Consider the following 12,278-nt stretch of genomic DNA (forward strand, 5'->3'; position numbering starts at 1 on the left):
GCACCCGCTCAGGAAGCGCCGGTGATCGCGGTCTCCAGGCCGATCCTGACCATGTCGCCGAAGCCCTGCTCGCGTTGCGCGGAATCCATCTTGGCGCCCGTCTTGATGTGATCGCTGACGGTCAGGATGGTCAGGGCCTTGGCGCCGTAGCGGGCCGCGATCGTGTAGATGGCGGCCGACTCCATCTCGACCGCGAGCACGCCGTAGTCGGCCAGCGCGTCGTAGAGGTCGGGCCGGTCGGTGTAGAACGCGTCGGCGGCCAGGATGGGGCCCACGCGGATCGCCGTGCCCTGCCGCTCGGCCACCTCGACGGCTGTGCGCAGCAGACCGAAATCGGCCACCGGCGCGTAGTCGATCAGGCCGTCGAAGCGGGACCGGTTCATGTTGGAGTCGGTGGCCGAGCCGATCGCGGCGACCACGTCGCCCAGCTGGAGGTCGGGCGCGAGCGCGCCGCACGAGCCGATCCGGATGACCGACTTCACGCCGTACTCGTTGATCAATTCGTGGGTGTAGATCGACGCCGACGGCATGCCCATGCCGGAACCTTGCACGGACACCGGGACGCCCTGGTAGGTGCCGGTGAAGCCGAGCATTCCGCGGACCTGGGTGTAGCACTTGGCGTCCTGCAGGAAGGTCTCGGCGATCCATTTCGCCCGCATCGGGTCGCCCGGGAGCAGGACCCGCTCGGCGATGTCGCCCGGCTGTCCGCCGATGTGCACGCTCATCGGCGCGTCTCTTTACGCTCGTTCATGACCCCGATCCTGCCAGGTCGCAGCAGGTCACTCCGGGTGGGCGCAGTATTGGGGAACCCGGCGGCGAGCGCTGATCCGCGTGGAGTAACGTACTTCCCGGTGGTGTGTCCGAGCGGCCTAAGGAGCACGCCTCGAAAGCGTGTGAGGGTGCAAGCCCTCCAAGGGTTCAAATCCCTTCACCACCGCATCAGCCGGCGGCTCCGCAATGACGGGGCCGCCGGTTTTGTTTGGCTCCGTTTCGTGGTCACTCTGCGTGTCACGGAACGGGTCGGCCGTACGTCCAGGCCGCGGGTCGTACGATCGGCTCTTCTCCATGATCAGGTATCGTGCACGTAACGCCGCCGTTTCGATGTCCCCCTGCCGCATTCACGGGCAGTGTTGATGACTCACGGTGATGCTACGGAGACGGCCCTAATACCTCGGCTGTCGCGCAAGTCACGCAGCGGAAAACCACCGGATCAGACAATCCCCTTTAACCGCCTGGTGAGAAAATTTCACAAGATTGCCCTACGCCGATGCCTGAGAACTGTCCTAGATTTGACCCGTGAGAGTTGACAGTCACTGGTGGAATGGTGACGTCCGGCTTGCGCGCCGTGACGTCTACGTCCGCACCGACGGCAGTCTCTGGGAAGTCGAAGCTCAGATGGGCGGACCAGAGGGCAAGTCAAAGGTGCAGCAGTGTCCAGGACGGGCTTCTGCCATGATCCTGGCCGACGCGTGGCGTGGACCACGCTGGCAGTGGCGCAAGCTTTAGGAGCGCCAGGAGCCCAGGCTGCGCCGCAGGCTTGACTTCATCGGCCAGCCGATCTTTCCAATGGGGGCCAGATCCTATTCGGGATCTGGCCCCCATTGCGTTCCGGTTTCCAGCGGACCGTTTGTCCGGTGACAATTGTTGGCGTGGATCTAGCCTGAGTTGCCATCAACAGCGCCCAGGAAGCGATTCCCATGCAGGCCTCAGTAACCGATCACCGCAGCGACATCGCCGTTCTTCACCTGCGTGGCGAACTTGATGCCGACACCTCCGTCCAGCTCCACAAGATGCTGGCCGACCTGCTGGAACGTCCGGTCCCGCGGATCGTGGTCGACCTCAACGACCTCAAATTCTGCGATTCCGTCGGGCTCAGCGCCTTCATCACCAGCAAACAGGTCATCAATGCGCGCGGCGGCTGGCTCAGCTTCGCCGGCGCCAACCCGTTCCTCACCCAGCTGATGGAGACCGTGGGCCTCAGCCGCTACTTCGCGATCTTCCCCGAGGTCGACGACGCAATCGCCGCCGCCCAGCTCTGACTCTTTACAGTCGGAGGCGTGGCGGCACCCTCGACAGTGGAAAGCGACCTCCCCGGCCTGTTCCGGCACGCCGACCGGGCCGCGATCGAACGGCAGGGCCGCTACCTCACGGTCAGCCGGCTCGGGCTGATCGCCGCGGTGGCCGCGTCAGTCGGCAGCGCGCTCTCCCTCGACGTCACCCCGGCGCTCGACCTCGGCGGCGCCATCTCCGGGCTGGCGTTCCTGGCCGGCGGCGGGCTGACGCTCTATCTCTTCCGGCAGCGACCGGACCGCGCCTGGTACGAGAGCCGCGCCGTGGCCGAGTCGATCAAGACGTTGGCCTGGCAGTTCTGCATGCGCGGAGGCTCCCTGGACCGCGACACGCCCGGCGACGAACGCGTTTTCGCCCGTGAGGTCGCCGCCCTGGCCGGGACGATGCGGCACGCCGGGCTGATCGTGACCGGCCCCGACGCGAACGTCACGGACACCATGCGGGCGGTCCGCGCACTGCCGCTGGCCGACCGGCAGGCCATCTATCGGGCCCAGCGGATCGACGACCAACGGCGGTACTACACGCATAAGGGCGACGAGAACCGGCGGCGGGCGCGGCGCTGGTTTCTGTGCGCGGTCGCCTTCCATGCCATCGGTGTCGTGCTGGCGTGGCTCAAGGCCACCAACGTGGTCGACGCCGACCTGCTGGGCATCGCCTCGACCGCCGCGGCCGGCGCGCTGGCCTGGGTGCAGACCCGGGACAGCCAGAACCTGGCCGAGGCGTACCGCGTGGCGGCACAGGAACTGGAGCTGATCGCGGACCTCACCCCGCCCGACGACCCGGCGGCGTGGAGCCTGTACGTCGGGGACGGGGAGCGGGCCATCTCACGGGAACACACGCTGTGGCTGGCCCGGCGCTCCTGAAACACCTCTCACAGACAACGCGAGCCGGGCCTCAGGCCCGGCTCAGCTGTTGGCGGAGGATACGAGATTCGAACTCGTGAGGGTGTGAACCCAACACGCTTTCCAAGCGTGCGCCCTAGGCCTCTAGGCGAATCCTCCGTCAGCCAGGATACAGATGCGTGGTCCGTGGGCCGCACGGGTCCCCGCCTCCGGGCGGCAGGGCACCGGTTACACTCGTCGTAGCCTCTCGTGCGGCGTGCATCTCGTGAACCTCCCCAGGGCCGGAAGGCAGCAAGGATAAGCGGGCTCTGACGGGTGCACGAGAGGTCTTTTCTTTTCCTCCCTCACCCCAGCGGTACCTGGGTTGGTTCTTGTCGTACCCCCGGCGGACAATGGCGCGGTCGTCGAGGAGGGGCAGCAGTGGCACTCGCGCTTTACCGCAAGTACCGTCCGCGCACGTTCGCGGAGGTCATCGGCCAGGAGCACGTCACCGAGCCGTTGTCGCAGGCTCTGCGCAGCGGCCGGTTGAACCACGCGTATCTCTTCTCCGGCCCACGGGGCTGTGGCAAGACGTCGAGCGCGCGCATCCTGGCCCGCTCGCTCAACTGTGAGCAGGGCCCCACCCCCGAGCCCTGCGGCGTCTGCACGTCGTGCCGGTCGCTGGCCAACGACGGCGCCGGCTCGATCGACGTCATCGAGATCGACGCGGCCAGCCACGGTGGTGTCGACGACGCCCGTGAGCTGCGGGAAAAAGCGTTCTTCGCCCCCGCCAACAGCCGCTACAAGATCTACGTGATCGACGAGGCCCACATGGTCTCGTCGGCCGGCTTCAACGCGCTGCTCAAGCTCGTCGAAGAGCCACCGGAGTACGTGAAGTTCATCTTTGCCACCACCGAGCCGGAAAAGGTGCTCGGCACGATCCGCTCGCGCACCCACCACTACCCGTTCCGGCTGATCCCGCCGGCCGTGCTGCGGCCCTACATCCAGCAGCTCACCGAGGCCGAGGGCGTCCAGGTCGAGCCGGCCGTCTTCCCGCTCGTGGTGCGGGCGGGCGGCGGCAGCGCGCGTGACACCCTGTCGGTGCTCGACCAGTTGATCGCCGGCGCCGGCCCCGACGGGGTCAGCTACGCGCGGGCCATCGCCCTGCTCGGGGTCACCGACGTCACGCTGCTCGACGAGATGTGCGACGCGATCGCGGCCGGCGACGGCGCGGCGGCGTACGCGACGATCGACCGGGTGGCCGAGGCCGGCCACGACCCCCGGCGGTTCGCGTCCGACCTGCTCGAACGCTTCCGTGACCTGATCGTGCTGCAGCAGGTGCCCGACGCGGTGGCCAAGGGTCTGATCGACGGCCCGGCCGACCAGCTCGAGACGATGGGCGCCCAGGCCGCCCGGCTCGGCCCGGCCACCCTGTCGCGCTGCGCCGACATCGTGCACAACGGCCTGGTCGACATGCGCGGCACCACGGCCCCCCGGCTCCTGCTCGAGCTGATCACGGCTCGCATGCTGCTGCCCGGGGCCGAAGACTCGACCGGGGCGCTGCTGCAGCGTCTCGAACGCATGGAGCGGCGGTTCGCGCTCGGCGGGGAGCCGCTGAGCCTGCCCGAAGGGGCGCCGGCTCCGGTCCCGGCCGCTCCCGCTCCTGTCGCCGACGGTGGGGGCGCTGGTGGTGGCGGGCTGGCGGCGGCACGGGCTGCCGCGGCCGCGGCCAAGAAGGTGGGCGGCGGTGGGCGTCCGGCCGCGGGGCCGGCTCCCGTCAGCGCGGCGCCGGCTGCGTCTGTTCCCGCCGCTCCGGTCGAAGCCTCAGCTCCTGCTGTGCCGACTCCTGCCGTGCCCGCTCCCGCTGTGCCGACTTCTGCTGCCCCGGCTGCTGCGCCTGTTTCCGCGGCGCCGGCCGCCGCGCCGGTTTCGGCCGCGCCCGTCAGCGCTCCGCCGGATCTTGCGACGCCGGTCAGTTCCGCTCCGGCTTCCGCTTCTGTTCCTGCTGCGGCCGCCCCCGCCGCGCCGGCCGCCGCCGACTGGAACGATGTGGCCGACGGAGGGGCGGCTTCGGAGACGGAGCCGGCCGCGACCGCCGAACCGGATCATGACGAGCCGCCGTGGGACGACGAGCCGGAGCCGGTCCCGGCCGCCCCCGCTTCGGCCCCGCCACGCACTGAGATCGCAGCCGCGTCCGCTCGCGGGCCGGAACCGGCCGGTGTGCTGCCGGATGCTCCCGAGGAGCCCGTGGCCGCCGCAGTGGAGGCAGCGGGCGTGCCGGGGCAGTTGACGGCCCAAGCGGTCCGGCAGGTGTGGGGCGAAGTGCTCGACGAGGTCAAGAAGCAGCCGCGCGGGGTCGTCCTGCGGGCCATGGTGGCCGACGCAACCGTGCGTGAAGTGGAGGGGCAGACCCTCTTCCTGACCGTGCCCTCGGCGACGCACGCCCAGCGGATCAGCCAGGAGCCGGCGCTGCCGAACGCGCTCTACGAGATTCTCGGCGGCCGGTGGGAGATCCGGTGCGAGGTCGCCGGACCGGGCGGCGGGGGCTCCGGTCCCGGCCGGGGTGGTCCGTCCGGGGGTGGCGGTCCCGGCGGTGGCGGCGGCGCGCGCGCCCGCAACGCGCCCGGCCAGCGCGGCGAAGCCGGTGGTCAGCGGCAGAACACCCCGCCGCAAGCCGCCCCGGTCCGGGCCGGCGCGGCTCCTTCCGGTGCGGCCCAGCAGGCGGCCCAACCCGCGGCGGCGGGCCGCGCGCCCCACACCCACCGGCGGCAGGCGGAAACCGCGGCCTCCGCCGGCGACGACGACTGGCCGGAGCCGGCTCGCCCGGGCGGCCTCACCACGGCCCCCGCCGCGGCGGCGGTCGAGGAGGACGACGACGAGGACTGGCCGGAGGTCCGCGCGATCCCGACCAGCGCCCCGCCGCGCGACACCGAAACTGAGTTCGTCACCCCGGCCGGCAACACACCCGGCGATGCCCCGTTGCGGGGCGCTGACGCCGATACCGCTGGCGCGGCGGCAGCCAATTCACCGTCGGCCGCGTCCGATCCTTTTGCGTCGCGCGGTGCCGGCGTCAACGCCGGTGACCCTGACCGGGGTGACCCCGCTCCGGGCGGGTGGGATCCCGTCGACGTCGGTGGCGACGACTACGACGGTGCCGCGTCGGGCGATGACGTGGATCCGGGCCGTTCCGAGCCGGGTGAGCGTGGGGCGGGCGCCGAGGTCGAAGCGATCAACCGCGACCTGGCGAGCACCGCCGGCTCAGGCCACCACGCCGGCGGATCGGACGGCTCAGCTGCCGGTCCAGGCGAGGCGGCGGCCGGATCAGGCGGCTCCGGCGCTGCTGCGACCGGACCGGGCGGCGACAGTTCCGGTTCTGGCGGGGCGCCACCGGAGGGTGGCGGGGGCGGCCGGGCGGCTCCCGGGAGCGCGGCCGTTGCGGCCGCGCGGGCTGCTGCAGCCCGGGCCGGTGCGCGTGCCGCCGCGGCCGGTGGCGGGGCGGTGAGCGCGAGCGGTGGTTCCGCGGGCGCGGGGCCGGCTGACACGAGCGGCGGGGCGAGTGCTGGTGGCGGCCGTGGGGCGGCGGCGGGCGGCGGGCTCGCGGCGGCACGGGCGGCCGCGGCCGGGGCCCGTGGACCGGCCACCGGCGCACGCCAGACCGGCAGGGCGGGCGGCGAAGCCTGGTCGGACGGTTCGCCTACCGAGGAAGCGCCCTACGATCCCGAGTTCGACGGCCCGCCCTCGGCCCGTGGCAAGGGCGGAGGCGGGGGTGGTTATGAAGGCTTCGACCCGGGTGACGAACCGCTTGACGACGTGATCGATGAGAAGACGGCCCGCGAGAGCAGCGAGCAGCAAGCGATGCGCTTGTTGCAGGAGGCGTTCGGCGCCGAGAAGATCGGCGAGAGCTGACAGCCCGCCGGGGCGGAGATGGCGCGGGGCGCCGCGTACGGGACGGGGGTCTTGATCTCCGAGTGGCGTGGCGTGGCGTGTGCGTAGGGGGCGGCTACGCTGGGCGGCGGTTACGTCGGCTTGTCGGTGGTGATCGACGGGCTTCAGCGGTCATACAAGAAGGAGCGGTGCCATGCGGCCCGGTGGACAGCCGAACATGCAGCAGATCATGAAGCAGGCGCAGAAGATGCAGCAGCAGGTCGCGCAGGCTCAGGCTGAGCTGGCCGCGGCCGAGTTGACCGGGACGGCCGGCGGTGGGCTGGTGACTGTCACGGTGACGGGTCTCGGGGAGTACAAGTCGGTGAAGATCGACCCGAAGGCCGTGGACCCGGAGGACGTCGAGACGCTGGAGGATCTGGTGCTCGCCGCGATCCACAACGCGGCCGAGGCGCAGCGCGAGCTCACTGAGGAAAAGATGGGCCCGGCCACCGGTGGCCTGAGCCTGCCGGGGTTCTGATCGCGTGTACGAGGGCGCCATCCAGGACCTGATCGACGAGCTGGGGCGGCTGCCGGGCGTCGGCCCGAAAAGCGCCCAGCGGATCGCCTTCCACGTGTTGTCCGCGGATGCGGCCGACGTCAACCGGTTGTCCACGGCCCTGCGCAGGGTCAAGGAGCTGGTGCGGTTCTGCACGACCTGCTTCAACGTGGCCGAGTCGGAGCAGTGCCGGGTGTGTCTCGACCAGCGCCGCACCAATGAGGTGTTGTGTGTCGTCGAGGAGCCGAAGGACATCGTGGCGATCGAGCGGACCGGTGAGTTCCGGGGCCGCTATCACGTGCTGGGCGGGGCCATCAATCCGCTCGAGGGGATCGGCCCCGACAATCTGCGCATCCGTGAGCTGCTGCAACGGCTCGGCACCGGGGAGGTGAAGGAGTTGATCCTCGCCACCGACCCCAACACGGAGGGTGAGGCGACCGCCACCTACCTCGCGATCATGGTCAAGCCGATGGGGATTGCCGTCACACGTCTGGCAAGCGGTTTGCCGGTTGGCGGTGACCTTGAGTATGCGGACGAGATCACTCTGGGTCGCGCGTTCGAGGGGCGGCGTGCAGTCTAGGCCTACGCAGGGTCACTGCATGATCACAACGCGATCGCATTTTGGCCCGGAATTGCTCCTGGCACGCCATCTACACGGTAGTTTCCGTTTGGTCGGGGCCGCAGGTCACGGTCACATCACGACGGGGACACGGAACCGCGCGTGTGCGGTCGGTGAACTTGACCTGAAGCACCGCAGTAGGTGAGTGTTCCTCCGATGGCGGCACACCCGCCGTCGAGTGCCTTCGTGGCGTCGGTCTGATCTGACCCACGCGACGAGGGTCGGCACTCGAGGCATGCGATAACCGATCGGTTGCCGTTCGCTGCGTGGGCCATCGTCATCCGGGTCTCGCGGGGGTTCTCCAACTCTGCGCGCCGGGCGGCCGTGGACTCATGCTCGGCCGGTCGCCGGGAGAGGACCGGCGCATAGATGTCGCTTGGCCCAGAGGCGTCGGTCACCGACGAGAAGACCACGCCTACCGCCGACGCGGCTGACCGCCCTGGCGAGAAGGCGATCGCCGGACGATCGCTCAAGCAGATCGCGTGGCGTCGCCTGAAGAAGGACAAGGTGGCGATCGCCGGTGCGTGCGTCGTCATCTTCCTCATCGTCGTGGCGATCCTGGCCCCGTTGCTGATCAAGTTGCTCGGTCACCCGACCGACGAGTACCACAACGATGCGCTCGACCTCGAGCTCGGCACCGGCCTGCCCAAGGGCGCGCTGGGCGGCATCAGCTGGGAATACCTCCTCGGTGTGGAGCCGGAGACCGGCCGTGACATCTTCAGCCGGATCATCTACGGCGCGCAGACCACGCTGACGGTCGCATTCCTGTCGGCCTTCCTGTCGACGCTCCTCGGCACGATCTTCGGTCTGGCCGCCGGCTTCCTGGGCGGCTGGGTCGACTCGGTGATCAGCCGGATCATGGACTTCCTGCTGGCCTTCCCGCAGCTGCTGTTCGCGATCGCGCTGCTGTCGGTGCTGCCTGACGAGTTCTTCGGGCTCGGTCCCCGCTGGTCGCGGGTGGGCGTGCTGATCGGCGTCATCGGCTTCTTCGGCTGGCCCTACATCGGCCGTATCGTCCGCGGGCAGACGCTGTCGCTGCGAGAACGCGAGTTCGTCGAGGCCTCACGCAGTCTGGGCGCCCGCTCGGGCCGCATCCTGTTCCGCGAGCTGCTGCCCAACCTGGCCGCGCCGATCCTCGTCTACACGACGCTGATCATCCCGACCAACATCCTGACCGAGGCCGCCTTGAGCTTCCTCGGCGTCGGTATCCCGCCACCGAACCCGTCCTGGGGTGGCATGTTGTCGAACGCGGTGCAGTTCTATCGCATCGATCCGATGTACATGATCATTCCAGGCTCCGTGATCTTCATTACCGTGCTCGCCTTCAACCTGTTCGGTGACGGCTTGCGCGACGCGCTCGACCCCAAGGCTCGCTGAGCCCGCGGGCGAAGAACCACGCAATTTCCGCGAACCGGCCGGGTTCGCTTTCGAGGAGGTAGAAACAGGTGGCACGCAAGACAAGGGTGCTGGCGGCGTCAGGCGTCGCCCTCGCACTCGGGCTGACCACCGCCGCGTGCGGTGGCGGCTCGGATGACGACAGCAACAACGGCGGCACGGCCTCCAACGGCAAGTCGGAGTTCGGCGCCGCCATCACCAGCGTGGTCAACCCGAGCACCGCCAAGGGCGGCACGCTGAACCTGTGGTCGTCGCAGGACGCGGACAGCTGGGACCCGGCGCGTGGCTACTACGCCTTCGTCTGGAACCTGAACCGTCTCTACACCCGCAAGCTGGTGGACTACGCCGCCGCGCCCGGCAAGGACGGCCTGAAGGTCGTGCCCGACCTGGCCGAGGCCGAGCCGACGATCAGCGCGGACAAGCTGACCTACACCTTCAAGCTGCGCAGCGGCCTGAAGTGGGACGACGGCGCGCCGATCACGTCCAAGGACGTCAAGTACGGCATCGAGCGCGTGTGGGCGACCGACGTGATCTCCGGCGGCCCCTACTACCTGCCGAACGTGCTCGACCAGGGCCAGAACTACAAGGGCCCGTACAAGGACACCGCGCCCGACAAGCTGGGCCTGAAGTCGGTCACCACCCCGGACGACTCGACGATCATCTTCAAGCTGGCCAAGCCGTACTCGGACTTCCTGTACCTGCTGGCCATGCCCGGCTCCGGCCCGGTACCGCAGAAGCGTGACACCGGCGCCCAGTACGGCTCGAAGCCCGCGGCCTCCGGCCCGTACATGTTCAAGTCGATCGCCCCCGGCAAGAGCGTGGCGTGGGTCCGGAACCCCAACTGGGACCCGGCCAGCGACCCGATCCGCAAGGCGCTGCCCGACGCGATCAACCTGACGATCACCACCAACGCCGACGACCTGGACAACCGTCTGCTGGCCGGCACGGCGGACCTCGACGTCGGCCAGACCGGCGTGCAGGCCGCGGCCCGCACCAAGCTGCTCACCGACAACAACCTGAAGGCGAACGCCGACGCCCCCAACACGGGCTTCCTCCGCTTCGCCGACATGACGCCGGTCGCGCCGCTGAACAACATCGAGTGCCGCAAGGCGGTCATCTACGCCGCCGACCCGACCTCGATCCAGACCGCTCGTGGTGGCCCGTTCGCGGGTGGCGACATCGGCACCAGCATCCTCCCGCCGAACATCGCCGGCTCGGACACGAACTACGACCCGTACAACCGCAAGCAGGGCAAGCCGCAGCTGGACAAGGCCAAGGAGGCCCTGACCAAGTGTGGCCAGCCGAACGGCTTCAACGTGAAGATCGCCGCCCGTAACAACCGGGCCGCCGAGGTCAAGACCGCCGAGGCGCTGCAGGCGTCGCTGAAGGCGGCCGGCATCAACGCGACGATCGACCAGTACGACGGTGCGCAGGACTCGGCCATCGGTGGTTCGCCGGAGATCGTGAAGCAGCGCGGCTACGGCATCATCATCACCGGTTGGGGTGCGGACTACCCGAGTGGCGCCGGCTACATGCAGCCGCTGGCCGACAGCCGGTTCATCACGAAGAACGGTAACTTCAACCGTTCGGAGATCAAGGACCCGGCGATCGACAAGCTGTTCGACGACGCCGCCGCCGAGACCGACCCGGCCAAGGCCGCCGAGATCTACAAGCAGATCAACCAGAAGGTCATGGAGGGCGCGTACGTGCTGCCGTTCGTGGTCGACAAGGCGCTCAACTACCGCAACCCGCGGCTGACGAACGCGTACGTGCACGAGTCCTTCGGCATGCTGGACTTCCAGGCGCTCGGCGTCAGCGACGGTAAGTGATCTCGCTCTGCCCTTAACGGCATCGGGTAAATCGAAGGGTTGGTGAAGGCCGCCCGGGTCGGGTGGGCATCGGTTTCCGCAAGGAGGCCGGTGCCCACCCATCCGATGGCCGAACGTCGTGCTGTCATACATCGTCCGTCGCCTGTTCAACGCGATCATCACGCTGCTGGTGGTGACTGCGGTCACGTTCGGCATCTTCTTCGCCATTCCGAAGGCGATCGGCACCGACCCGGCGCTGCTCTACATCGGTAAGCAGTCGGACCCCGCGGCCATCGAGGGCATCCGGCAGAAGATGGGGTTCGACGACCCCATCTATGTGCAGTACGGCACCTTCCTCAAGGGCATCGTGGCCGGGCGCGAGTACGCCAACGGTCCCGACGTCACCGAGTGCCCGGCGCCCTGCCTGGGCTACTCGTTCTCGACCGACCAGGAAGTCACCCCGCTGCTGCTGGAGGACATCCCGGTCACGCTGTCGCTGGCGCTCGGCGCGGCGGTGCTGTGGCTGATCATCGGCATCTCGTTCGGTGTGCTCTCGGCGCTCCGAAGAGGCTCCATCGTCGACCGGGCCGCGATGACCACGGCCCTGGCCGGCGTCTCGCTACCGGTCTACTTCACCGGCCTGATCTCCTCCGCGATCTTCGTGTACGCGCTGGGGTGGCTGCCCGAAAGCAACTACAAACCGCTGACCGAGGATCCGGGCCAATGGTTCACCAGCCTGATCCTGCCCTGGATTACCCTGGCGTTCCTGTTCGCGGCCACGTACGCCCGCCTCACCCGGGCCAACATGCTCGAGACGCTGGGCGAGGACTACGTGCGGACCGCGCGGGCCAAGGGCCTCACCGAGCGGGTGGTCATCGGTAAGCACGCCCTGCGTTCCGGCCTGACCCCGATCGTCACGATCTTCGGTCTGGACCTGGGCGCGCTGCTGGGCGGCGCCGTTCTCACCGAGAACGTCTTCAATCTGCGCGGCCTCGGCTATCAGGCGCTCAACGCGATCCGGCAGAACGACCTGCCCGTGATCCTGGGCGTGACGCTGATCGCCGCGTTCTTCATCGTCTTCGCGAACCTCATCGTCGACCTGGTCTACGGCTGGATCGACCCGCGCGTGCGGCTGGCCTGAGGGA

Annotated in this window: 8 protein-coding genes, 2 tRNA genes, 1 other RNA gene and 1 pseudogene; 10 read left to right on the forward strand and 2 right to left on the reverse strand. The window is 69.2% G+C overall.

All coding sequences use genetic code 11. The features are described from left to right. Window positions 1–8 precede the first annotated feature (8 nt). A complete protein-coding gene (deoD, locus tag BKA14_RS32420; RefSeq protein WP_184954588.1) occupies window positions 9–725 on the reverse strand; it encodes a purine-nucleoside phosphorylase in 717 nt (238 codons plus the stop codon). A gap of 125 nt (window positions 726–850) precedes the next feature. Here deoD and BKA14_RS32425 point away from each other — a divergent pair. The 3 genes from BKA14_RS32425 to BKA14_RS32435 all read left to right on the forward strand — a co-directional run bounded on the left by BKA14_RS32425 (window position 851) and on the right by BKA14_RS32435 (window position 2,933). Beyond that, window positions 851–937, forward strand: a tRNA-Ser gene (locus BKA14_RS32425). Between the two features lie 760 nt (window positions 938–1,697). Further along, complete coding sequence (locus BKA14_RS32430; protein WP_184954589.1) at window positions 1,698–2,039, forward strand: STAS domain-containing protein; 342 nt, start codon at window positions 1,698–1,700, stop codon at window positions 2,037–2,039. An 18-nt stretch (window positions 2,040–2,057) separates the two neighbouring features. Next, window positions 2,058–2,933, forward strand: a complete 876-nt coding sequence (locus BKA14_RS32435; protein WP_184954590.1) for a DUF4231 domain-containing protein — start codon at window positions 2,058–2,060, stop codon at window positions 2,931–2,933. Between the two features lie 50 nt (window positions 2,934–2,983). On the opposite strand, the gene BKA14_RS32440 is transcribed toward BKA14_RS32435, so the two are convergent. Next, window positions 2,984–3,071 (reverse strand) — tRNA-Ser (locus tag BKA14_RS32440). A gap of 79 nt (window positions 3,072–3,150) precedes the next feature. Between BKA14_RS32440 and ffs the strand changes: the two genes are divergently transcribed. The 7 genes and pseudogenes from ffs (at window position 3,151) to BKA14_RS32475 (ending at window position 12,274) form a co-directional block, all read left to right on the forward strand. Beyond that, window positions 3,151–3,247: signal recognition particle sRNA small type (gene ffs, locus BKA14_RS32445), an RNA gene on the forward strand. Window positions 3,248–3,332: 85 nt separating this feature from the next. After that, window positions 3,333–5,402: pseudogene (locus tag BKA14_RS45735) on the forward strand (DNA polymerase III subunit gamma and tau); the annotation flags it as partial. Window positions 5,403–6,993: 1,591 nt separating this feature from the next. Beyond that, on the forward strand, window positions 6,994–7,293 hold the full coding sequence (locus BKA14_RS32455) for a YbaB/EbfC family nucleoid-associated protein (RefSeq protein WP_221478302.1): 300 nt from the start codon (window positions 6,994–6,996) through the stop codon (window positions 7,291–7,293). 4 nt (window positions 7,294–7,297) lie between these two features. Beyond that, a complete protein-coding gene (gene recR / locus BKA14_RS32460) occupies window positions 7,298–7,891 on the forward strand; it encodes a recombination mediator RecR (RefSeq protein WP_184954592.1) in 594 nt (197 codons plus the stop codon). Window positions 7,892–8,299: 408 nt separating this feature from the next. Then, window positions 8,300–9,307 (forward strand): ABC transporter permease, encoded by a 1,008-nt coding sequence (locus tag BKA14_RS32465; protein ID WP_184954593.1) that lies wholly within the window; start codon window positions 8,300–8,302, stop codon window positions 9,305–9,307. A gap of 68 nt (window positions 9,308–9,375) precedes the next feature. Next, window positions 9,376–11,154 carry an ABC transporter substrate-binding protein gene (locus BKA14_RS32470; RefSeq protein ID WP_184954594.1) on the forward strand — a complete coding sequence of 593 codons (1,779 nt, stop codon included), beginning with the start codon at window positions 9,376–9,378 and terminating at the stop codon, window positions 11,152–11,154. Between the two features lie 118 nt (window positions 11,155–11,272). Next, window positions 11,273–12,274 (forward strand): ABC transporter permease, encoded by a 1,002-nt coding sequence (locus tag BKA14_RS32475; RefSeq protein WP_184954595.1) that lies wholly within the window; start codon window positions 11,273–11,275, stop codon window positions 12,272–12,274. Window positions 12,275–12,278 lie beyond the last annotated feature (4 nt).

Source organism: Paractinoplanes abujensis (assembly GCF_014204895.1).
GTDB classification, from domain to species: domain Bacteria; phylum Actinomycetota; class Actinomycetes; order Mycobacteriales; family Micromonosporaceae; genus Actinoplanes; species Actinoplanes abujensis.

Bases quoted from the DNA above. Each gene is read 5' to 3' on its own strand.
- deoD (WP_184954588.1), bottom strand. From the start codon at position 725: ATGAGCGTGCACATCGGCGGACAGCCGGGCGACATCGCCGAGCGGGTC.
- BKA14_RS32455 (WP_221478302.1), top strand. From the start codon at position 6,994: ATGCAGCAGATCATGAAGCAGGCGCAGAAGATGCAGCAGCAGGTCGCG.
- BKA14_RS32430 (WP_184954589.1), top strand. From the start codon at position 1,698: ATGCAGGCCTCAGTAACCGATCACCGCAGCGACATCGCCGTTCTTCAC.
- BKA14_RS32465 (WP_184954593.1), top strand. From the start codon at position 8,300: ATGTCGCTTGGCCCAGAGGCGTCGGTCACCGACGAGAAGACCACGCCT.